The organism is Flavivirga sp. 57AJ16, from assembly GCF_028736925.1.
Lineage (GTDB): Bacteria > Bacteroidota > Bacteroidia > Flavobacteriales > Flavobacteriaceae > Flavivirga.
Genome location: NZ_JAQZAT010000004.1, coordinates 44,896 through 69,753, shown reverse-complemented (window position 1 = coordinate 69,753; position 24,858 = coordinate 44,896). Strand labels below are relative to the sequence as shown.

At 38.9% G+C, this 24,858-nt stretch carries 16 protein-coding genes; all 16 read left to right on the top strand.

Annotated features, from left to right (window positions below; translation table 11 throughout):
* The first annotated feature begins 1 nt into the window (after position 1).
* The 16 genes from PQO00_RS05525 (at position 2) to PQO00_RS05450 (ending at position 24,715) form a co-directional block, all read left to right on the top strand.
* Positions 2 to 1,168 carry a FecR family protein gene (locus PQO00_RS05525; protein ID WP_274183834.1) on the top strand — a complete coding sequence of 389 codons (1,167 nt, stop codon included), beginning with the start codon at positions 2 to 4 and terminating at the stop codon, positions 1,166 to 1,168.
* 186 nt (positions 1,169 to 1,354) lie between these two features.
* On the top strand, positions 1,355 to 4,759 hold the full coding sequence (locus PQO00_RS05520; RefSeq protein ID WP_274183833.1) for a TonB-dependent receptor: 3,405 nt from the start codon (positions 1,355 to 1,357) through the stop codon (positions 4,757 to 4,759).
* An 11-nt stretch (positions 4,760 to 4,770) separates the two neighbouring features.
* A complete protein-coding gene (locus tag PQO00_RS05515) occupies positions 4,771 to 6,462 on the top strand; it encodes a RagB/SusD family nutrient uptake outer membrane protein (RefSeq protein WP_274183832.1) in 1,692 nt (563 codons plus the stop codon).
* A 361-nt stretch (positions 6,463 to 6,823) separates the two neighbouring features.
* Positions 6,824 to 8,131, top strand: a complete 1,308-nt coding sequence (locus tag PQO00_RS05510; protein ID WP_274183997.1) for a sugar porter family MFS transporter — start codon at positions 6,824 to 6,826, stop codon at positions 8,129 to 8,131.
* Between the two features lie 50 nt (positions 8,132 to 8,181).
* Positions 8,182 to 9,114 (top strand): DUF1080 domain-containing protein, encoded by a 933-nt coding sequence (locus PQO00_RS05505; protein WP_274183831.1) that lies wholly within the window; start codon positions 8,182 to 8,184, stop codon positions 9,112 to 9,114.
* A 52-nt stretch (positions 9,115 to 9,166) separates the two neighbouring features.
* Positions 9,167 to 11,695 carry a glycoside hydrolase family 38 C-terminal domain-containing protein gene (locus PQO00_RS05500; protein ID WP_274183830.1) on the top strand — a complete coding sequence of 843 codons (2,529 nt, stop codon included), beginning with the start codon at positions 9,167 to 9,169 and terminating at the stop codon, positions 11,693 to 11,695.
* A 39-nt stretch (positions 11,696 to 11,734) separates the two neighbouring features.
* A complete protein-coding gene (locus tag PQO00_RS05495) occupies positions 11,735 to 13,210 on the top strand; it encodes a sulfatase-like hydrolase/transferase (protein ID WP_274183829.1) in 1,476 nt (491 codons plus the stop codon).
* 212 nt (positions 13,211 to 13,422) lie between these two features.
* The gene (locus PQO00_RS05490) at positions 13,423 to 14,358 is read left to right on the top strand and encodes an ROK family protein (RefSeq protein WP_274183828.1); all 936 of its coding nucleotides are present in this window, start codon (positions 13,423 to 13,425) and stop codon (positions 14,356 to 14,358) included.
* Positions 14,359 to 14,431: 73 nt separating this feature from the next.
* Positions 14,432 to 14,674, top strand: a complete 243-nt coding sequence (locus tag PQO00_RS05485; RefSeq protein WP_274183827.1) for a hypothetical protein — start codon at positions 14,432 to 14,434, stop codon at positions 14,672 to 14,674.
* Between the two features lie 13 nt (positions 14,675 to 14,687).
* Entirely contained in the window at positions 14,688 to 15,998 is a 1,311-nt protein-coding gene (locus tag PQO00_RS05480; RefSeq protein ID WP_274183826.1) for a sulfatase-like hydrolase/transferase, read from the top strand.
* Between the two features lie 3 nt (positions 15,999 to 16,001).
* A complete protein-coding gene (locus PQO00_RS05475) occupies positions 16,002 to 17,462 on the top strand; it encodes a sulfatase-like hydrolase/transferase (protein ID WP_274183825.1) in 1,461 nt (486 codons plus the stop codon).
* 68 nt (positions 17,463 to 17,530) lie between these two features.
* Positions 17,531 to 18,934: an alkaline phosphatase gene (locus tag PQO00_RS05470; RefSeq protein WP_274183824.1), complete on the top strand. Its 1,404-nt coding sequence runs from the start codon at positions 17,531 to 17,533 to the stop codon at positions 18,932 to 18,934.
* Positions 18,935 to 19,228: 294 nt separating this feature from the next.
* Entirely contained in the window at positions 19,229 to 20,695 is a 1,467-nt protein-coding gene (locus PQO00_RS05465) for a sialate O-acetylesterase (protein WP_274183823.1), read from the top strand.
* 26 nt (positions 20,696 to 20,721) lie between these two features.
* Positions 20,722 to 22,134, top strand: coding sequence for a sulfatase-like hydrolase/transferase (locus PQO00_RS05460; RefSeq protein WP_274183822.1), 1,413 nt, complete (start codon positions 20,722 to 20,724; stop codon positions 22,132 to 22,134).
* Between the two features lie 104 nt (positions 22,135 to 22,238).
* Positions 22,239 to 23,741, top strand: a complete 1,503-nt coding sequence (locus PQO00_RS05455) for a VCBS repeat-containing protein (RefSeq protein ID WP_274183821.1) — start codon at positions 22,239 to 22,241, stop codon at positions 23,739 to 23,741.
* A gap of 155 nt (positions 23,742 to 23,896) precedes the next feature.
* On the top strand, positions 23,897 to 24,715 hold the full coding sequence (locus PQO00_RS05450) for a DUF1080 domain-containing protein (RefSeq protein WP_274183820.1): 819 nt from the start codon (positions 23,897 to 23,899) through the stop codon (positions 24,713 to 24,715).
* The last annotated feature ends 143 nt before the right edge of the window (positions 24,716 to 24,858 follow it).

The following is a 24,858-nucleotide window of genomic DNA, read 5'->3' as shown; positions in this document are numbered from 1 at the left end:
AATGCGCAAAATCAACTTGAAAATAGAGAACATTATACACAAATATTTACTGAATGAAGCTTCTTCAGAAGATCTTGATCTTTTGTCCAATTGGATTATCAAAGAAGATAATGAGGCTATTTTTGAGAATCAAGTAAAAACCCATCTTGAAATTACAATGGCAATGAACGAACCAAATACGGACAAAATTAAAAAAGAACTTTTTAAACGTATAAAGCGGGACAAAAACAAACGTGTGGTCAATCTGATGATGAAATACGCTGCTGTACTAGTGCTACTTTTATCTTTTGGATATTTTTATGACCAACATGATCAAATTGATTACCACACTACTGAGTCAAACAAACTTGTTCCCAAGGTGGAACAAATTACAATAACCTTGGATGATGGTACTGTTGAGGAATTATCTCCTGCCGAAAATAAAGAAATAAGAAAAGCGGATGGGACCTTAATAGGATCGCAGGACCATTCCAAGCTAACCTATTCTAAAACTGCAAAAGCAGAAGAATTAGTCTATAACACATTAAATGTGCCATATGGAAAAAGGTTTGATGTCGTATTATCGGATGGCACACATATATATTTGAATTCGGGAACCACTCTGCGTTACCCTGTGAACTTTGTTAAGAAAGAAAACCGTACAGTTTTTTTGAAAGGAGAAGCCTATTTTGATGTTGCTAAAGATGCTGGACGTCCTTTTGTAGTGAATACCAATGGAGTAGATGTCAAGGTGTTGGGGACAAAATTCAACGTGTCCAATTATGCTGAGGATACAAGTATTAATACCGTGTTGGTTGAAGGATCGGTGGAATTGTACAAAAATAGTGAGCAATATGGAAAAGATAGAAATCCCTTACTGCTTAAACCTGGATTTAAAGCCCGCTGGGATAGATCCAACAACGAAATAGGTACTGAGAACGTAGATACAAGATTGTACACTGCATGGATAGAAGGAAAGCTGATTTTTAGAAACACATCATTTCTTAAAATTAGACGAACACTGGAACGAAAGTATAATGTAACTATTAAAAACAGTAACAGTGTACTTGATGAGCAGCTGTTTGATGCTACATTTGATATAGAGACCATTGGTGAAGTATTGGAATCTTTCAACAAAAGTTTTGCTATTGATTATTCCATAATAAACAATGAGGTAATTATAGAATGAACTATCTAAAAAAAAAGCATAACTAACTTAAAAACAGAAAAATATGATATAAAAAAATGACTAAACTAAATGAAAACTAATTAAATCAATCATGTACAAAAAAAATCGGAAAATGCGGACACATTCCCCGATTTAGGTACACAATGATTTAAATGAATTTAAATCAAAAAATCCAACTTTAAAGATATGAAAAAAAAACTAAGTAATTTAAGAGGTACTGAACGTTCTCTTATTAAACTAACATTAAAAATGAAACTAACTGTAATTTTAACACTGGTTTCCCTTTTTCAAATCCAAGCCAATACCTACTCACAAACCAAAAAGGTTTCGCTTAACATGTCAAATGCTACCATAGCGGCCGTAATTCATGAAATTGAATCACTTTCTGACTTCAAATTCTTATTGAATAGAAACGATGTTGATATTGACAGGCGGGTGTCCGTAAAATTTAAGAAAAAGCCCATTGCATTCATCTTGAATAAAATTTTTAAAGGTACAGATGTTGAATACGAAGTATTGCAAAAACAAATTATTTTAAGAAGTAAAACGGGCAATCTGGACTCCCTTGAGGATAATCAAAATAATTTGCCTAAGGACATACCCCAATTCCAAGTGACGGGAACCGTGCTTGACGGAGCAGGAATACCACTTGCGGGGGCTAATGTTATCGAAAAAGGAACCGTGAACGGAACACAAACCGATTTTGATGGGAATTTCACATTAAGTGTTAGTGGTTCCAATGCGGTATTATCAATTTCTTATGTAGGTTTTGCTTCTAAAGAGCTTTCTTTGAATGGACAAACCCAGGTTAACGTTTCTTTGCAAGAAGACGTTTCCAGCCTAGATGAAGTTGTCGTTGTTGGATATGGAACACAGAAGAAAATAAACCAAACGGGGTCTGTTTCTTCTGTCAGCTTTGAAGAAATGAGTGAAACTAGACCGATTACTGATGTTGGACAAGGGTTGGCAGGTCAAGCTGCTGGGGTAACCGTTACCCAAGGCGCTGGAAAACCTGGTAGTGAAGAGAACAATATTCTTATTAGAGGTGTCGGGACATTAAATAACTCATCTCCATTGGTAGTTATAGATGGTTTAGTGGGGAGTTTGAGTGATGTTGTTGCAGAAAATATACAAAGTATATCGATACTAAAAGATGCCGCTTCTGCGTCTATATATGGTAGCCGTGCTGCTAATGGGGTTGTTTTGGTAACGACCAAAAAAGGTACCAATGGAAAAACAAAATTTTCTTATAACGGCTACACGGGGATTCAAGATCCTACATTTGAAGTAGACATGGTTTGGGATTATCCAACACACATGGAGATAATCAACCAAGCACAAGCTAATGACGGGAAGCCAGAAATATTCAGTCAGGCAACCATTGACGATTACCGTGCAGGTACAGACCCTCTTTTATACCCTAATACCAATTGGTTTAAACATGTATTTAGACAATCGTTTATACAGCGACATAACCTTTCTGCGAGTGGTGGATCTGACAATGTGCGCTACATGTTTTCGACCAATATTTTGGATAACAGAGGAAGTATTAAGAAATCAGACTATAAAAGATATTCCTTTAGATCAAATGTTGAAGCAGACTTTAATAATTGGTTAACAGCAGGCGCCAATGTTTTTGGTTATTGGTCAGATCAAGAATCACCTGATGATGCAAGTGAACAGGCAATTAGAACTATAGGGCATTCGGTGCCAGGAATATTGCCGCTTAGTCCAGATGGTAGAGTTGGAGGGCCTTGGGTTCCAGGAGAAAATGCCTCTACGAATAATGTAGAAGCAAGGTTTGCTGGTTCCGACTTTTCACGAAACATTACCAAGATATTGGCAAAAGTTTATGCCACTATTAAATTCAAGGATAAGATTCAATGGACGACCAGTTTTTCGCCTACCATACAGTATGATTATACCTTTCAGCATACTTTTGGTGCAGATATCTGGAACTTCCAAGATAACTCAATCATAGCAAATACTGCTGCTACTGGTACCTCATTGTCAGAAGAGTACAGGAAGTATTACCGATTGATATTCGATTCTTTTATAACGTACAATACGTCAATTGCAGATACCCATAACATCGGAGTGTTGGCGGGATACAATCAGGAATATGAGACAGCTAGAAATATGAGAGCTTCTAAAACAGATCTTCTGGCTGATGAAACACCTGTTTTTGATGCCGCTTCTGGCGAAGACCCAGTTGTTAGAGGTAATTTTAACGACAGGGCGTTACGCTCTTTCTTTGGTCGTATCAATTACGACTACAAAGAGAAATACTTGTTAGAAGGTAATTTAAGATATGATGGTTCTTCAAAGTTTTCCATAGATGAGCGTTGGGGAATTTTCCCTTCGGTATCTGCTGGATGGGTAATTTCAAAAGAAGGATTTCTACAAGATGTGGATCCAATAAGCTTTTTTAAACTTAAGGCTTCATGGGGGCAATTGGGAAATAATAGGGTTACAGACTATGGTACCCAGCCATTATACAACTTAACGAGTTATGTGTTTGGAGGTAATATTGTTCCTGGAGCCGCTCCAAGTGCTATTCCCAATGATATATTGAAATGGGAAACTACAACTCAAACTGATATTGGATTTGAAAGTTCGTTTTTAAGTAGAAGATTAGGTGTGGAGTTCGATTGGTTTAATAGAAGAACCGAAGATATCTTAATTAATCTACCAATTCCATTAGTTAATGGAGGCTTAACGGCTCCACCTCAAAATGCTGGAATTGTAGATAATAAAGGTTTTGAATTGACATTAAGTTGGAGAGATAATATTGGTGACTTTAAGTATGGAATTAGTGGAAACGTTACCCATATAAAGAATGAAGTTATTAAATACCTTGGAGGAGCAGGTACCCGTAGTGGGCAGCGTATCATTCAAGAAGGTTTGCCAATTAATTCATGGTATGTAAGAGAAGTAGAAGGCATTGCAACACAAGAAAGAATTGATGAGTTGGTGGCAGATGGTTATACTATGAATCCTATGCCATCCCCTGGTGATTTTATTTACAAAGACCAACAACAAGAAGGAGAAGATGGCTATAAAGTAATTGATGAAGGTGACCGTGTTGCTAAAGGATCCTCTATTCCAGAGTATGTTTATGGTTTTAGTCTTGATTTCGGGTACAAGAATTTTGATTTAAATATTTTGGGTCAAGGTGTGGCAGGAATTGATAACTACTTCGAAAACGAATGGTATACATCAGATTTAGCAAATGGTGATATTGTACCTGCGGAAGCATTAAATGCTTGGAGGCCTGATAACCAAAATGCAACATTTCCTCGTTTAACTACTGGTGGAAATCCTAACAATACGGCAACGAACGATTTTTGGTTAAGGGATGCTTCGTTCTTACGTATTAAAAACATAACACTAGGGTATTCATTACCTAGCGATGTTATACAAAAAGTTGGTATGCAGCGACTTAGATTGTATATGAGTGCAGAAAATTATTTTACGTTTAAGTCTTCAGAATACGTAGGGTTTGACCCTGAGATAACAACAGGTCAAAATAATGGACTGAACTACCCAATAATGAAACGGCTAACATTTGGAATAAACATTAACTTTTAAAATTAATTACTATGAAAACGTGCAGAAAATTATTATTAGTAATTGTTACCCTAACACTATGTGTTGGGTGTGATGAGAACTTTTTGGAAACAGCACCAAAAGATTCCATAGCTGGTAATGAGTTTTGGAAAACGGTGGAACATGCTGAACTTGGTGTAACAGCAATCTACAATGTCTTGAGAGAGCAGGCCTATATCAATGAGTTGGGTATGGATGATGCCATGACCCCTATAGCATACCGCTATGGAGGAAATAGAAACTGGGATACTATGCAATTGTATGCCATTGTCTCAGGTAACGCCACTACTAGAACAAGGATGTACAATCAGCGTTGGACGGCACTATATCTTGGAATTTATAGAGCTAATGAAGCCATTGCTAATATTCCTAATATGGAAACAAATCTTGGTGCTCAAAAAGACCAGTTTTTAGGGGAGGCTTTGTTTTTAAGAGGGTTGTTCTATTTTGATTTGTTAAACTATTATGGCGGGCAAGATGACGCTAGACATGACGGTGTACCACTATATACAGAACCGACTTCGTTTACTCAAACGTACAAGCCAAGAAGTAAGCCTTCTGAAGTTAGAGCTCTTATCATAGACGATTTAGCCCAGGCCATAGATTTTCTTCCAAGTACTGGCGGATCTGTTTCTGATGGTAGAGCATCCAAAGGTGCAGCAATGGCACTATTAGGAAAAGTATATCTGTATAATAAACAGTACACCGAAGCCGCAAATATGTTTAAGCAGGTTATCGATTTAGGTGACTATCAATTGGGTAATGATTATGGAGCCTTATTTTCACTGGCCGGTGAGAAAAACACTGAAGTAATTTTTGCGCTTCAAAATGAAGGCATTCAGGATTTTGGTGGCTGGCGTGATTTACGCTATGGACCAGCATCTAGTCAAGCAAGTGCTAAAAACAGCTCTATTCCTACCAATTACTTTGTAGATTCTTATAGAAAGATTGATGGTTCGAAGTTCGATAGAGCACAGTTTTTAGCCGATTTTGAAACTAATAATGGAAGAGCTTTTGACTGGGAAAATAGAGATGATGTCAATCAATATTTTGCAGATAGAGATCCTCGATTAGAAGCGAGTATCATTCGTCCATTTTCTTTATTCGTAGGAAGGAACAATACAACTTATGAATTTCGTTATCCAAGAGATACAGGTAATGACCCGTATCCATGTATGAGAACAGTAAATAACACGAACAACCATTATGGCTGGCGTAAATTTGTTAATGTTGGTGATGAAAGTGCGGTTCGTAGACACTCGGGGATTGATTATCCAGTAATACGATATGCAGATGTTTTGTTAATGTATGCTGAAGCACGAAATGAAGCCAGTGCTGCTAATGCAGGTAATGCGTCTGATGATTTATATTGGGCAGTTAACCAAGTAAGGGACAGAGTAGATATGCCGGATATTCCTGTAGGTACCCAGGCTGAAGTAAGAGATTTGATTAGGGAAGAACGAATGATAGAACTTGCTGCTGAGGGTATGTTTTACTCAGATTTTAGAAGATGGTATGAGAATGATCCTAGTTTTAATTTAAGTTCTTTGGATGAGGATATATTTGATTTTACGGGTACCGTGAAACTTGATACTAGAAGATCTTTTCCAGGCTATTTCTTATACCCTATTCCTGAAGCAGAAAGAGATTTAAATCCAGATTTAACTCAAAACCCAGGGTGGTAAAGAGAGCTTTGATTTAGTGTAAAGTGCTTTCAGAATGATAACCTTTACCTGCTGCAGTTTTATTATTAAAATAGCAGCAGGTAATATTATGGGCTTGTGTGACTAGAATAAAGTTAGGTTAGAATTAGTTTATGCACTTTATGGTTCTTCCATACGGATGAATTTTGTGAAATATGATTGAAATTTAAACAATCAAAGCTATTTAAATTATTCTTCCTGTTATAATGGCTAATGATAAAATCGAGTCATTATTTAAAAACTTATTTCACTGCGATAGTGGAGTTGCGCAAACAAGTTATCGACATATACTAACTAATTTTTATAACCTAAATTAAATACATTGAAAATAAGCAATCAGGGCATGTGGTCGTTTACGGCCTCATTGGCAGGGTTTTTATTCGGATTTGATACCGTAGTAATATCCGGGGCCAACTTACCAATTAAAGAACTATGGGATACCAGTCCCTGGTTCCATGGCACCTTTATCATGTCCATGGCACTGTGGGGCACAGTAGTAGGATCGTTGTTGGGGGGCATACCAAGCCAACACCTTGGACGAAAAAAAACACTCATCTGGATTGGAGCACTATACTTCATTTCGGCCGTTGGTTCAGGGCTTGCACCAGACCCGTATTCTTTCTCCTTTTTTAGGTTTGTCGGGGGACTGGGGGTAGGAGCGTCCACTGTAGCAGGACCGATGTACATATCAGAGATATCCACGGCAAAAAACAGGGGAAGATTGGTGGCACTGTATCAGTTCAACCTTGTTCTTGGTATTTTAATAGCCTTCTTTTCAAACTACCTGCTCAAAGGCTTTGATGGGGCCAATGATTGGCGCTGGATGATGGGCATAGAAGGGCTTCCGGCGGCTATTTACTTTGTTTCGGTCTTTTTTATACCCAAAAGCCCAAGATGGCTGGTTACCGAGAGGCATGACAAAGATGGCGCACGTGACGTATTGGAAAAGATGGGAGTGGATGATGTGGAAGCAGAACTCCAGCAGATAGAAAATGCAGAGAAAATAGAGGAAAAACATGAAGGGTCTATTTTCACTAGGTACAGGAAGCCGCTTCTGTTGGCCTTTCTTATCGCTTTTTTCAACCAACTGTCGGGAATCAATTTTGTATTGTACTACGCACCAGAGATTCTGGAGATAGCGGGACTTGCAGTAAAGGAATCGCTCTTCAATTCGATAGCAATTGGAGGGATCAACCTGATTTTCACCTTCGTGGGCATGTACCTCATAGACCGGATTGGAAGACGGCAGTTATTAATTATTGGATCTATAGGTTATATTTCTAGTTTGCTAATGATAGCCCTGTCGTTCTATGCCGATCTTGGTGCAGGGGTACTCCTAGCCTCAATTATGGCTTTTATTGCCTCGCATGCAGTTGGTCAGGGTGCCATCATTTGGGTATTTATAGCTGAAATATTTCCAAACCATGCCCGGGCTTTTGGAGCTTCCTGGGGTACAGGAACGCATTGGGTGTTTGCGGCCCTAATTACACTATTGGGACCGGTGGTCATCAATGTTTTCAAGGATAACCCTTGGCCAATTTTTGTGATTTTTGCAGGCATGATGGTATTCCAGTTGCTATTTGCCTTATTTATAATGCCAGAGACTAAGGGTGTTTCACTAGAAGATATTCAAAAAAAACTGGGTGTTTAAGAGTCATACCCGTAAAAAAATTAATTAAAGCAATAATAAAATGAAGGGTGATGAGCAGAAGATATTTTAGATTTAACAAACTAACGGTTAAAAACAAGCGCCCATTAATCCTGTTTTTGGCATTATTGGTTATATCGTGTGGTTATAAAAAATCAGGCTCTGGTAATGCAAGTGCTGATGAAGTTGGTTTTGATAACGTTCCCATTTCATTGTTCAATGGAAAAGATTTGAGTGGTTGGTACAGTTATTTAAGACCTCCAGAGCCTACTTCAAAGGTCGAAGGGCTAAAAATGGAAGATGGTAAATATGTTGAGCCCTTGGGGTTGAACAACGACCCTCTTAACGTATTTTCAGTAGTGCAAAAGGATGGAGCACCGGCCATTCGTGTTTCGGGCGAAGTTCTTGGTGTTTTGATTTCTGAAAAACCGTATGAAAACTTTCATTTAAGCTTGGAGTTTAAATGGGGAGAGAGAAAATACCCTCCAAGAGAGGACCACAAACGAGATAGTGGCATAATGTACTATGCTGTAGGCAAAGAAGGCGCTAGGGCTGGAGCATGGATGCGTTCATTGGAACTTCAGGTTCAAGAAGGGGATACAGGAGATGTATGGTGCGTCGATTCCACTTCTACTCGGGTAAGGGCCATAAAAATGGATGGGAATGAAAACTTCACATACCATTCACAAGCACCATGCAACACCTTTAATATGCGAGGAGAAAGATATTGCCAAAAATCAGGGGATTTCGAAAAGGAATATGGAGCATGGAATCGGCTTGATATTTATGCATACGGCAGAGAAAGCATACATGTGGTGAACGGGCATAAGAATATGCACTTGACCGATATAGGTCAGGTTATTAATGGGGAAATTGTGCCTTTAACAAAAGGTAAGATACAACTCCAATCAGAAGCAGCAGAAATTTTTTTTAGAGACATAACTGTTGAGTATATCGAATCTATACCAGATTTTGATATAAAATAACCACATGGAATAAAAGAAATAATATAATTAATTTGAAATTTAAAAAAACTTAATGAAACGTGTACTATTTGTATCGATATTATCTTTACTCATAAACTATAATGCCAGTAGCCAATCGTTAACAGAAAAGTCTGAAACCCAAAAAGTAAAGGTTATCGGCCATGCGCATATGGATCCCGTGTACCGTTGGAGGTGGAATGAGATCGAGAGGCGCGAGATATATAATACCTTTTCCAATGTGCTCCAGGTCATGGACGAGCGTCCTAATGTGCACTTTGCCCAGAGTTCCCTGGTGTACTATGATGTAGTACAAAAGAATTTTCCGGACCTGTTCGAACAAATCAAACAAAGTATTAAAGACAAAAGATGGAGTTTAGTAGGTGGACAGTGGGTAGAGACCGATGAAACTATGCCCTCAGGTGAGAGCTTGATCCGACAGTTTCTTGTGGGTCGGGATTACTACTCCAAAAACCTGGGGATTGAAAACATCCATATTGCTTGGTCTCCCGATGCCTTTACCGGCCATATTGTTACCCTGCCAAAAATCTATAGCGGATGTGGAATAGACACCTATGTATTCAGCAGGAACGCACCGGAAGGCAAAAAAGTCTTTTGGTGGGAATCCAAAGATGGCTCTAGGTTGTTGGCCTATAAAATACCGGACCACTATAATCCTGATTTTAAAAGGATGCCCGATTATATAAAAGATTGGGTGGACGTAAGTGGATACGATTCACCAATGGTGACCATCGGAGAAGGAGACCATGGAGGCGGGCCGAAGGAAAACGATTTTTTAGCGATGCAAAGGTTGTCGGACAAGGCCAATCTAGAGTTCGAATTTGTATCCCCGGAAAATTACTTCAATGAATTGCGCCAAGTGGATAAGGAATGGCCCGTTCTAAAAACGGAATTCAGTATCCAGCCCAGGGGCGGACAATGGCAAGGTTGCTATACCTCGCAAGCACGAATTAAAAAACTGAACCGCTATCATGAAAATAAGCTGTTAACAACCGAAAAGTTTTCGGTAATCGGTTGCTTAAACCAAGCCAAACCTTTTTATCCACGTGAAGATTTTAAAGATGCATGGCGGATATTATTGTTCAATCAATTCCATGATGTTATTCCTGGAACCCTAGCTGGACTTGGTGTCAACGATGTTTATAAGGATTATGAAAAACTGGACAAGATTACCTCAGAGCAATTAACGGCGGGACTTGAAATTATTGGAAGCCGAATCAATACCGAGAATATAAAAGGCACGTCTTTGGTGGTTTATAATCCACATTCGTGGTCGGTAAGCCAATACATAGAAGCAGATTTTACTTTACCGAAAAAAGTACCATCTTTCAGGTTGAAAGATAGCACGGGAAAGAACGTACCATATTCAATTCTTAAAGAATCGGAAGATGGGTTACAATTTAAAATTGCTGTCCAAGCGGAAAATGTTCCTGCCTTAGGATACAAGGTATATGAAATTGTAGAGGAAAACCCTGGAAAAGCAATCTCCGATATAAAAGTAGGAACTAATCAGATTGAAAATAGCCACTATATCATTAAGTGGGACAACAGTGGGGTTTCCAGCATATTCAGTAAAAAGCTGAAGGGAGAAGTACTCGAAGGTACAGGAAATAAAATGGAACTATTGGAGGACCATGGGAATGCATGGGGTACGAAATTGACAGGGAAGGAATTTAAGATTGAGCCATTGAAAAAACCCGAAATAATATTTCAATCCCCATTGCAAGTTGTTTTGAAGTGGGAGGACAATTTTCAATCTTCCAATTTCACGCGGTATATGACATTGAATGCAGACTCCAACCAAATAGATTTTAAGATGGAGGTGGATTGGCATAGTCACAATAAGATATTGCAGGTTGTGTTTCCTACTGGTGTTGAAAAAGGCGATGCATTTTATTCACAACCTTATGGCTATATCCAAAGAGCAGAAACCGGAAAATATTTCCCGGCACATAAATGGATAGATTGTTCGAACAATAACTGGGGTGTTTCCTTATTGAACGATGGCAAATATGGTTTCACCATTACAGAAGGCAAGCTTGTGATGTCCGTGGTTCGAGGTGCTCGGGGTATGGACCCCAGAACGGATGAGGGCATGCATTCATTTAAATACGCCTTAATAGCGCACGAAGGTGATTGGAAGGATGCAGATATTCCATTAAGAGCTCTGGAGCACAACCAAACGCTCATTGCCAATCGGGAAAATCACCACCCTGGACAAATATCCGGTTGGTTTTATAATGAAAATTCCTATCCTTTGGAAAAATCATTTTTTGGTATCGATAGTGACCATGTAATCATTTCGAGCCTTAAGACCAGGCAGGATGCCTATCACCCAGATGATATTATATTAAGAATTGTTGAAACTGAAGGAAGGGAAGAAGATGTGACGGTGCAACTGCCCTACAATGTTTCATCGGTCATCGAGTGCAATCACTTAGAACAGCCTATTGAACCTCGGAGTACAATTGAAGCTGAAGGGAAGGAGATTCGATTCAAAATAGGGCGAGACCAGATTCGAACCTTTATGATAAACTTTAATTATAAGAAAATCTCCGAATAATATTTTTAATAAAACGCTTAAAATAAATACACATTAATTATGCAATACTTTAAAAGCACCAAACTAATATTTATACTGTTAATAATAGTTGGGTACAATTTACAAGCACAGACCCCAAAAGATAGACCAAACATTCTCATCATTTTTAGTGACGACCAACGAGCCGATGCTGTGGGATATGAAAATGAATATGTCAAAACGCCAAATATTGACCGATTGGCCGCTTCGGGCATGAAGTTTACCAATATGTATTGCATGGGCGCAGATGGAGGTGCAGTATGTGTACCAAGTAGGGCGATGCTAATGACCGGAAAATATGTACATAAGGTAAGAAATGATATGAAAGGTGTAGAAACCATGCCCCAAATGTTGGGCAAAAACGGCTATGTGACTTTTGGCACTGGTAAATGGCATAACAAAAGGCCTTCATTCAACAAATCTTTTCAGCAGGGTAACACTATACTTTTTGCAGGGATGAGCGACCATTTCAATGTGCCTGTAGTGGACAAAATAGGGGATGGTAAGTTTTCAGAAGAGAGGACGGTAGGCCACTCTTCGGAAGTATTTGCAGATGCGGCGATAGACTTTCTGAACGATTATGCGAAAGGGGACCGTTCCAAACCGTTTTTTACGTATGTTGCTTTTACCGCATCCCACGACCCTAGAACCCCTCCCAAAGAATATCTGGACATGTATAACGAAGAAGGCATGCCCTTACCACCAAATTACCTTCCCGTTCATCTCTTCAACAATGGGGAAATGAACCATAGGGACGAAAGGCTCGCAGCTTATCCTAGAAGTACTAAAGACATTAAGTCATCCATTGCAGAATATTATGGACTTATATCTCATATGGATGCCCAGATTGGTAGAATACTTGAGACCCTAAGGACACAAGGTCTTCTGGAGAACACCATTATTGTATATACCTCAGATCATGGTCTGGCACTTGGCAGTCATGGTTTGTTGGGAAAACAAAGTTTGTATGAGCACAGTATGAAATCCCCTTTTGTGATTACGGGACCGGGCATACCTGTTAATAAGCAATCCGACGCCATGGTCTATCTATTGGACATTTACCCAACATTGCTCGATTTGATTGGAATGCCTGCTATGGATAGTGTGGACGGTGCTGATTTTGCTCCCATCATAAGGGGAGAAAAAGCCGAAACACGCAATTCACTGTATACAACATTTACCAAAAACATGCGCGCCGTAAGGGGTAACAGATGGAAGTTGATTAGATACCCGGCGTTGCGCCATACGCAGCTTTTTGACCTAGCCAGTGATCCATATGAGTTAAATAACGTGGCTGCACTACCTGAAAACCAGGAGCGGGTAGAGCAAATGATGGATCTTCTAAAAGAATGGCAACAGGAAACCGGTGATACATTGCCATTGACCGCTTCCGAGAAGCAATCCATGGCATTCGATGTGATGGCTGCTGAAAAACGTAGAAAACCAGATGGACACCAACCGGAATACATCCTGAAGAAGTATTTTAATGGAAAGTGAGTGCGAAACTTACAGGTTCGATTCCTGTTCAAATAAGCAATCGCATGGCATTGTTGACCAATATTTGCTTGTGGAATAGGAAAGCCTTTTTGATATGGGTTTACCAGTTAAGAGAACCCACTACTAGGTAACATAGCACTTTTGGGTGCAAGTACAAATCAGGTTGGGAACCTGAATTTTAAAAGTTTTAAAAACAATTATTAGTAAAATAGATGAATGATAATTCAAAATATATTCTAAGTGTAGAAATAGGAGGAAGTCACGTAACAAGTGCTCTGGTAAGTAAGGATGGGGCCATACTGGACCGCTCTCTTGAACATATGGAAGTGGACTCCAGTGAAGACCAAAATTTTATCTTCGATAAGTGGGCATTAGCAATAAGGCGCTCAATGATGAATCTGGGGCTCAATAATTTGCAAGGAATTTCTTTTGCTATACCGGGACCTTTCGATTATAGTGACGGCACTGCACTATTTAAAGGCAATAATAAATACGAATCGTTGTATGGACTTAATGTTATCGAAGAATTAAGAAAGCGACTAAAATTACCTGAATATATTGATTTTCGGTTTCTTAATGACGCAACCTCCTTTGCCGTGGGAGCTTCTTGGACAGGTAAGACGAGTGCTTATGATAGGTCCATAGTAGTAACACTGGGTACAGGTTTTGGTTCAGCATTTGTTGATAAAGGAGTACCCATTTTTGAAGGGACTGCAGTTCCTGAACATGGATGCTTATGGCATTTACCATATAAAAACGGAATCATTGATGATTATTTTTCAACACGATGGTTTGAAGCTGAGAGCTTTAAAAAATATGGGGTAAAAATTAATGGGGTTAAATCTCTCGTGCAAGCAGGAAAACATAAATATGTTGAAGAAATATTCACTCAGTTTGGTACAAACCTGGGGGAAATCCTTTCACCTTGGATTAAAAAATTTGAAGCTCAAGCTGTTCTGCTTGGAGGTAATATTTCAAAAGCATTCGGTCTTTTTTCACAGGCTATGAACGAATCTCTGGAAGTCAATGGATTAAGTACTAAGATTTTCGCCTCAGAAGAAGCAGAAAATGAAGCATTGGTCGGGGCCGCACGCTTATTTGATGAACAGCTTTGGCCAATTCTTAACAAGAACCACTCAGTGATGTGATAATTTGATTTCCAGCAAAAAGTTAAATATTGAAAAAACAATAAAAATTTAGAGTTCAATAAAAGATAAAATCATGAATGGTATAAAAAAGCTTAAATCGCGATGGCTTCTTATGTTAATTGCCTTGTCATTTCCAGCTTCAGCTGAAATAAAGCTTCCCACAATCTTTGGAAATAATATGGTGCTCCAGCGAAATAGCAAAGAGTCCATCTGGGGAACAGTTCGTCAGTATCCAGTAAATACCATGGAAGTTGGGCGCCATCATTTAGTCTCTATTGTGTGGCGTTATGCTAGCGATATTATAAATATTAAATAAATTATTAATCGAAATGAGAAAGAAAGTAATAGGTCGAATGATCATAGTAATTTTACTGTTGGTTAGCAATTTAGACCTTGGTGCACAAGACAAACGCCCCAATATTGTTTTAATACTGGCTGATGATTTAGGGGTTGAGACGATCACAGCAAATGGAGGAACATCTTACCAGACCCCAAACATAGATAGGCTTGCATCGCAAGGGATGTTGTTTCAGAATTGTCATGCTCAGCCATTATGTACGCCTTCACGGGTTCAAATCATGACAGGGCAATATAATGTTAGGAATTACACAGAATTTGGCAAACTTGACAGAAGTCAGATAAGTTTTGGTAACATCTTCAAAAATGCAGGTTACAAGACAGCTATTGCAGGAAAATGGCAATTGGGTGGAGAGAATGATTCACCACAGCATTTTGGTTTTGATGAGTCTTGTCTCTGGCAACAATCACAACCAAGAAAAGATTCAGAAGGACATGATACCCGGTTTTCAAATCCAACTTTGGAATTCAATGGAAAAGTGAAACACTTTAACAATGGAGAGTATGGTCCGGATATAACCAGTAACTTTATATGTGATTTCATTGAGGAGAATAAAAACGAACCGTTTTTTGCCTACTATCCTATGATACTTACTCACTGTCCTTTTGTTACTACTCCAGATTCAAATGATTGGGATTCCCAAAGTAAGGGATCGCTCACGTATAAAGGGGAACCTGTATATTATGCCGATATGGTGTCTTACATGGACAAACTGGTTGGTAAAATTGTGTCAAAAATAGACGAATTGGGGCTTGGTGAAAACACGCTGATTGTGTTTACAGGAGATAATGGAACAGATCAACCCATAGTTTCTATGTTTAAGGGGGGAGAGTACCCCGGCGGCAAAGGTAAAACAACAGATAATGGAACCCACGTGCCACTTGTAGCTCGATGGACCGGTACCATAGATGGTAACAAAGAATGTCTTGACATGGTTGATTTTAGTGACTTTTTACCAACTATTTGTGATGCAGCCAGTATAAAAGCGCCATCAAACATTCCTATTGATGGAATCAGCTTCATGCCTCAACTTCTTGGAAAAAAAGGAAACCCTAGAGAATGGATTTATAGCTGGTATGACCCCAGAGGAAAAAAGCTAAAGGAATTTGCAAGAAATACGGAGTACAAATTATATAAAACAGGAGAGTTTTATAATGTAACAGATGATTTTTTTGAAAAAGCACCAATACCATTGGATAACCTAAAGGAAAAGGATAAAAAAGCGTATAAATCATTATCAAAGGCTCTGAATAGCTATGATAACGTACAAAAAATAAAATAACATATGAAAAATTATTTAACAAAAAGTGTATTGGGATTATCTATTTTAATCACGGTATTCCTTTTATTGTCCTGCCAACAAAAAAAAACAGAAGGAAATGCGAAAGGAAATAAGACACCTAATATCATTTTAATAATGTGCGACGACCTTGGTTGGGGAGACACAGGTTTTAATGGAAACGAAATAATAAAAACCCCTAACCTGGACGCGCTTGCCGCCAAAGGAATCACTTTTGGCCGTTTTTACTCAGCGTCTGCTGTTTGCTCGCCAACACGGGCTAGTTGCTTAACCGGTAGAAATCCGCAAAGGTTGGGCATTCCTAGTGCCAATACGGGGCATTTAAAAGAACAAGAAATCACTTTGCCAGAATTGCTCAAACAAAAAGGTTATGCCACAGGGCATTTTGGAAAATGGCACCTCGGGACATTAACGACAAAAGTAAAAGATGCTAACCGTGGGAAACCTGGTGATTCTACACATTATAGTATTCCAAGTATGCATGGCTATGATGAATATTTTGTAACCGAATCGAAAGTGCCTACTTACGATCCCATGTTAAAACCCGCAGTTTTTGATGAAGAAAATGGAGAAAGTTTACATTACGGCTGGAAAGCCATGACCGATAAAAGTGAAGCACAGAATTATGGAACTTACTATTGGAAAGGTGAAGAACAGCCTGCTTCTGAAAATTTAGATAGTGATGATGCGAAGGTGATTTTAGACAGGGTTATCCCATTTATTGAAAAGTCCGTTCAGGATGAGAACCCGTTCTTTTCAGCTGTTTGGATTCATACACCACATTTACCAGTTGTAGCTACCGAAGAAATGATGGCAGACTACAGTGAATATTCTTACAAAGAACAGCTTTATTATGCTGCCATTTCAGGAATGGATAAACAAATAGGCAGACTATGGAAAAAACTGGAAGAGCTTGGAGAAGCCGACAATACAATGATTTGGTTTTGCAGCGATAATGGGCCTGAACGCGATACACCTGGAACCGCAGGAATTTACCGCGAAAGAAAACGTTCGTTATACGAAGGAGGGGTTCGGGTACCTGCATTTTGTGTTTATCCAAATGCAGTTAAACCCGGACAGAAAACGGCATTCCCTTCTTTTACAAGTGATTATTTACCAACCATTGTTGATATGTTAAAACTTGATTTCCCGGATGAACGCCCCATTGATGGTGTGAGTTTAACTTCAGTTTTAAATGGAAAGGCTGATGTTAGGGAAAAGCCAATGGGATTTCAATTTGGAGGAAAAATGTCATGGGTAACACAGGAATATAAATTAATAAGTACCGATAAAGCTAAAACGTTTGAGCTGTATAACCTTTTAAGCGATCCAGGTGAATCAAAAAATATTATTGCGGAAAACCCTGAATTAGCAGAAAAAATGAAAGTGGATTTATTGGCTTGGGTGGAGTCTTGCAAGCAATCGGAAAAGGGCAATGATTATTAACCAATTGATAGGAAACTACTACGCTATATGCCACTACTCATAGCCGAACCATTAAACCTTTATTAAAGATGAATTGTTTTAAATCCATTATCGTATTCATACTCATTGGAACAGTGTTGGCATCATGCCAATCCACAGAAGAAGCATTCTTTACATCGGGATTCAGATCCATGGAAGTTAAGGATTCGTCAGTAGTAATTTGGACCCGGCTTTACGCTCAGGAAACACCTAATGCTATTACCCACACCCGCAAATCTAAAGTGTTCAGACATCCTATTGATTTTAATGAAGACATGCCTGTTTCCCAAATGGATGGAGGCGTGCAAGGTAAGCAAGGGAAGGTGAAAATCACACTTATTGGTGAGGACGAAAAGTATAGCTCGCCATGGTTATTGGCCCTGGAGGAAAACGATTTTACGGTAAGTCATTTATTTGACAACCTGAAACCAGGAACAGAATATAAAGTTATTCTGGAGTCGAAAAAGGGCCCTAAAAAGGAAGGTGCTTTTAGCACTGCTTTATCACCTCAGGACATTGCGCCTATCACGTTCACAACCTCTACGTGCCAGTATTTCTGGAGTTATGACGATAGCATAAGGGGGTTCAAAACTTATGATAAGATGAGTGAAATGGATCCGGACTTTTTTGTGCAGACAGGTGATTATGTATACTACGATAAGCCAGGGCCACTTGCAAAAACATTGGAATCGGCCCGTCACAAATGGCATGCCATGGATTCCAAACTTTCACTGGTGGATTTTCACCTTAAAGTACCTATGTACATGATCAAAGATGATCACGATCTACTCAAAGATGATGTCAGCGATCAGGCGGAAACATACGGTACAATTAGTTGGGAGGATGGCTTAAAGTTGTGGAAGGAAAATGTACCGCTAAAAGGAGCACCTTACCGAACATTTCGTTGGGGAAAGGATCTGCAGATCTGGCTATTGGAAGGTCGGGAATTCAGGTCCGTTAATAACATGGAAGACGGACCAGATAAGACGATTCTTGGATCGGTTCAGAAATTGTGGTTGGAGCGAACACTAAAAGAATCAGATGCCACTTTTAAAATTCTGTTTTCCGCTACTCCGATTGTAGGCCCCGATAGAGATGGTAAGACGGACAACCATGCAAACAAAAGTTTTCAAACCGAAGGTGACTGGATGCGGCATATGCTCTCAAAAATCGAAAACCTCTACATCATCAATGGAGATCGTCACTGGCAGTATCATTCGGTTGATTCAGTAGCCCAGGTTAATGAATTTGGCTCTGGGCCAGTCAGTGACTATCACGTACAGGGATGGAAACAAGAAGATCTGAGGTCTGAACATCGTTTTTTAAGAGTGAGCGGTGGCTTCATGGGCGTTAAAATATCAAGGCAGTCAGGTCAACCACAGGTTGAGTTTACACATTATGATGTGAATGGTAATGAGGTCTATTCCTCTAAATTCCAGGCAAAAATTAAATGATAGATAGATCATTTAGGAAGGAAAACAAGGTTTACATTAAAATTAATTGGTAACAGGAATAACAATAGTAGAAGAGATTTTATCAAAAAAATCAACACTAGCTACGGCAGGGCTCTCGCTGGCGAGTAGTTTATCAACGGCTAGTTATAACTGCATTATAGGAGCCAATAATTTTGTAAATGAAGCTTTTATAAAATTAGGTAGATTTGTAGAGCCGAGAATATGAAGCTTATTTGTTCAATTCAAATGTCAACAGATAATTTCAATTATTATAGTTTAAAAAGAGAAACCAAAATGAAAAAGAGTATTCAATTATTAATTCGTGCAATAATTCTATTTGCATTTATTTCTTTGGGAAATACAGTTTTTGCCACAATCAAATTACCTTCCATTTTTGGGAGTAATATGGTATTGCAACGCAATAGTGAAGTGTCCATCTGGGGAACTGCTAACTCTAAAAGCAACGTATCTGTGACTACATCATGGAATAATCAAACTTATGAGGTAAAATCAGATAAAAAAGGAAACTGGAAAATAAAAGTAAGCACTCCAGAGGCTGGAGGGCCCTATACTATCAAAATTTCAGATGGTCAGGAATTGGTGCTGGACAATGTATTAATTGGGGAAGTTTGGGTTTGTTCAGGCCAGTCCAATATGGAATGGAGCCTGAAAAGGACAGGACACCCGATAGAAGATCCCACCAACAATACGATACTCAAATCTGCTAACCCCGACATTCGGTTATTTACAGTAGAAAAAAGCAGGAGCCTTAATCCGGAAAATGATTTGAAAGGAAACTGGAATGTATGTGGACCCGCCACATCGACAAATTTTAGTGCTACAGCTTATTACTTCGGCAAAATGTTGCAAGAAACTATTGGTGTCCCCATAGGATTGATTTCCTCTAATTGGGGGGGTACAAGAGTTGAGGCATGGATAGATGAAGAAGGCTTAAGGGAATATGATGTCGGGGTGTTAGAAGATCAAGCTAAAGGTCCTGAACACAATGTTTCCACTACCCTCTTCAATGCCATGATCAACCCGATGCTGGGCTTCAATATAGCGGGCGTTATTTGGTATCAAGGTGAATCTAATATAACAGAAGCAGATGTCTATGCCGAGCGTCTTGAGCTTATGGTCAGGAGGTGGAGAGAACTATGGGGAGTGGGTGAATTTCCATTTTACTATTGTCAAATTGCCCCTTATGAATATGGTGGGCAGAGATATGGTGGGGCCAATTCCGCTTTTCTTAGAGAAGCACAATTAGAAGCCTATAAAAAAATCCCGAATTCGGGAATGGTATCGCTGATGGATACCGGAGAGGAATTAGATATTCACCCAAATAACAAGAGAACCGCTGGTGAGCGGTTGGCTTATTTTGCCTTGAGTGAAGTTTATGGAGTGGAAGGAATATATCCTTATGCACCAGAGCTAGATAAAATAGATTTTCAAGACTCTAAGGCTATTTTGACTTTTAAGAATATACCTACTGGTTTAACATCTTATACGAAGAACATTGAGCATTTTGAAATCGCAGGTGAGGACAGAATCTTTTACCCCGCACATGCGAGAGTTATTGGAAGAGGAAGAAACAGGAAGCAAATAGAGGTTTCTGTAGAAAAAGTACCAAATCCCGTAGCTGTGAGATACGCATTCAAAAATTTTGTAATGGGAAGCTTCTATAATTGGTATGGAATACCAGCTTCTTCATTCAGAACGGATGATTGGGACGATGCAAAAACAGTGAATACAAAAGAATAATTACTTAACTTAAATACAGATTCTAAATGCGATATTTTACAAAATTCAAACTAGCAAAAAGATGTTTGGTTTCAATGGTTTTATTAATTGTTACCTTACCATTATCCGTTTTTTCCCAAAGCGAAGGCATTAAGAAACCCAACGTCATAGTGATCCTTACAGATGACCAAGGATCCATAGATTTGAACAGTTATGGAGCGACAGACCTGTACACGCCAAATATGGACCGGTTGGCCAGGGAAGGGGTGAGGTTTACGCAGTTCTATGCGGGGGCACCGATCTGCTCCCCCTCACGAGCGGCGCTTATGACGGGCAAGACCAATTTGAGGGCCGGATTGCCCAATAACGTACCCGTTCCCGAAAAAGTAAAAAGAGCAGACCAACATGGGCTGCCCACCGAACAAGTGACCATGGCAGAAATGCTGAAGGACAATGGGTACAATACAGCATTAATTGGGAAATGGCATTTGGGTCATAGAGAACAAAACCTACCCAATGCTCAAGGGTTCGACTACTTCTTTGGACACCAACGAGGTTGTATAGACAATTATTCGCACACCTTTTACTGGAACGGTCCCAACAAGCATGATCTGTACAGGAACTCAGAGGAGGTTTATTACATGGGAAGGCACTTTTCAGATTTGATGGTAGAAGAAATCAAACAGGTGATCAACCATAGAGGAGGCACTCCCTTCTTTATCTATTGGGCCTTCAATGCGCCACATTACCCGTACCAAGGCACCACAAAATGGTTAGATCATTATAAGGATTTGCCCACACCAAGAAAGGAATATGCCGCTTTTGTATCGAATACCGATGAAAAGATAGGAGAGGTCCTTGACTATTTGGATCAAGAAGGCCTAACGGACAACACGATGGTGATCTTTCAATCGGACCATGGGCATTCCAAAGAAGAACGTGCCTTTTGGGGAGGTGGCAATGCCGGCCCATACCGTGGCAGTAAGTTCAGTTTGTTTGAAGGCGGAATAAGAGTCCCCGCCATTATCAGATACCCAGGAGTCGTTCCCGCTAACGAGGTTAGGGACCAGATGAGCATGGAAATGGACTGGTTCAGTACAGTGGCCGAGTTGACCAATTCTAAAATAACCGAGCGAGTGGATGGAAAAAGCCTAATGCCAGTTATTAAGAATGGAAGCAAATCATCGCCCCATGATGTGGTATACTGGCAGTATGGGAACTATAGTGACGAACGTTCCCAATGGGCGGTTCGAAAAGGGCCATGGAAATTGATAGGGAACGCCAATGAGCCCTCGGGCTCCGAAGAAAATATCAAACTGGCTCCGCTTTTTTTGGTAAACCTAGAAAAGGACATTTCGGAACAGGAAAATATGGCCAAGTCAAACCCGGAGAAACTGGATGAGCTTTTAAAGTTGCACAAAAAGTGGTTGAAATCTGTTCAGAAAGAAATGAAGCCTTAGGGAGATTTGGTTGAAAACTGAATTTAATTAATAAAATTGAGAATATGTCCCAGTAATAAAAAAAAAGCAAAAAGCTACTTTTAGAAAACTTAAATTCAAAAAACATGAAACTTCTGAACAATTTTGTGTATCTGGTTTACATTGCCATTATTCTTTCTAGTACTTCGTGCCAAAATAAAGAGAAAAAAACTGAGCGAAATGGAAAAGTACTGGCCGAACAATATTGCATAAGCTGTCATATTTTTCCAGAGCCCGATGAGCTAAACAAGAAAATATGGAAAGAAAAAATTCTACCTAAAATGGGATATATGTTAGGGTTAAGAGGACTGTCCCCAGAAGAAGAGAACTCATTCCAAGACATCCCAAGTGGAAAAATAGAACAGGAAAACTCTCCGTATTTAGCGGCCAAAGAACCTTTGCTTAGTATGGAAGATTATCAGAAAATCATGGATTATTATTTGGATAATGCTCCTGCAGAATTAGTATTTAAGAATCCGTTCGAAAACCTTCCGGTTACCAATTTTTTTGAGCCTAAAGAGATTTTTTTAAATGTACCTTACCCTTCTACTACTATAGCTTCCTTTTTGTCTCCTGGCAAATTGATAGTAGGTGATTTTCATTCTGGTCAACTCATGCAATTAAATGATCGATTTGAGATTACTGTTAGGCTTAATGTTAAAAAAGCTGTGCTACAATTTCAAGAAGTAGATGATTCTTACTGGGCGACTGTTTTTGGAGATTTTATTGAGGGAACCGATGCACCAACAGGAATGATGATTCGATACCCAAAAGATACATCTAAGCCTGCTGAAATCCCTATTGATAACCTAAAAAGACCCTGCCACGCAGATTTTGTTGACCTTGATGGAGATGGTCAGGACGATGTAGTAATTTCTGAATTCGGTAAGTACACTGGAGGGCTTTCGTGGTGGAAAAATGAAAATGGGAAGTATACCAAAAATAACATATTAGACCTGCCAGGTGCCATTATAACCGAAATATTAGATTGGGATAATGATGGTGACCAAGACATTGTTTCTTTGTTTGCCCAAGCGAAAGAGGCCATATACCTTTTTTTAAATGATGGAACAGGTAAGTTTAAAACACTTACGTTGAAACAATTTCCGGCTACCTATGGCTCCACACACATGATGTTGGCAGATTACAATGAGGATGGTCTAATGGATATTATTTATAGCCATGGTGACAATGGAGATTATAACCCGCTTCATAAGCCATATCATGGCATACGAATATTTATCAATAAAGGCAATAATGAATTTGATGAAGAAAAATTTATTCCTGTGCCAGGGATTTATAATACCATTTTTATGGACGTTGACAATGATGGCGATAAGGACTTTTTGACCATTTCGTTTTTTCCTTCTGAGAATCAACCTAGCTTCGTTTATCTGGAAAACAAAGGAAACAATGACTACATGCCCTATCGTTTAGATCCTGGGATTGCCAGCAGATGGATTACAATGGACCATATGGATTTTGATAAAGATGGAGACCAAGATTTGGTTTTAGGGGGCTTTCATTGGGGGGACGAGAATTACCCTAAAAAGATTAGTGCCGTTTATTTAGAAAACACGACCAATTGAATAAATTTTTTATATGCATAGGAAGAGGCTGCAATGACAATAAGAAATTATGAGACTATACTAAATTGGGATTAAAACAACATGAATGCATGGAGAAATAACCATTGTAGAGTTCGTAGTACTTTTCAATTCATTATTAAACTAACACTTGTAAAATGAGTAAAATCAGAAATAAATTATTATTGATCGGAGTTTTTATTTGCTTGGGCATCTTTTCAATTTCGTATTTATCGAATAAGGGAAATAATGCATCGGAAAAAGCGAACACTTTGACGAAAAAAGAGATAAAAGAAGGGTGGATACTTCTATGGGACGGAAAGACTTTTGATGGATGGAGAGGCATATATAAAAAAGATTTTCCATCTAACGGATGGACTATTGAAGATGGACAACTTATCTGTCTGGGTAATGAAATGCCGGACTCGTTGAAGGGGGGTGATATAATAACGGATAAAAAATATGAAAGCTTTGAAATAAAGTGTGAATTTAAAATCCAAGAGAAGGCAAATAGCGGAATTAAATATGTCGTAAACGAATCTCTCAAAGCATCTCCCGGACATGGCCTTGGATTGGAATTTGCAATATTAGACAATAATAACTGGCCTTATGATAAGCCCGATTATAAAAGGACCTGTGGCTCATTGTACGATTTAATCCGGGCACCAGATAATACCAAGACAAAGCCAATTGGAGAGTGGAATGAAGCCCGTATTATAGTTAATGGGAATCACATTGAACACTGGTTAAATGGAACAAAAACGGTTGAAATTGAAAAGGGCAGCAAGGAATATTACGAGCTTTTGGCAAAAAGTAAGTATGCAAATATTAAAAATTGGGGTGAATTTAATGAAGGGAATATTTTATTACAGGACGAAGGTCCAAGAACAGCTTTCCGCAATATCAAGTTAAGAGTAATTAATAAAGATTATGAATTGCTACCGTCCATGCTAAACAGATTTAACCAGTTGTTTTGAAGTTTATTTGGTATTAGAAAAGTTAGAAGAAGAAATAATACCAAATAAACATCAAAACAACCTATAATGTTTGTTTAGTTCACTATCTTTCATTTTAAAAATAGGTGTTCATGAATCTTCGATTTCTTTTTAGCACATATTTC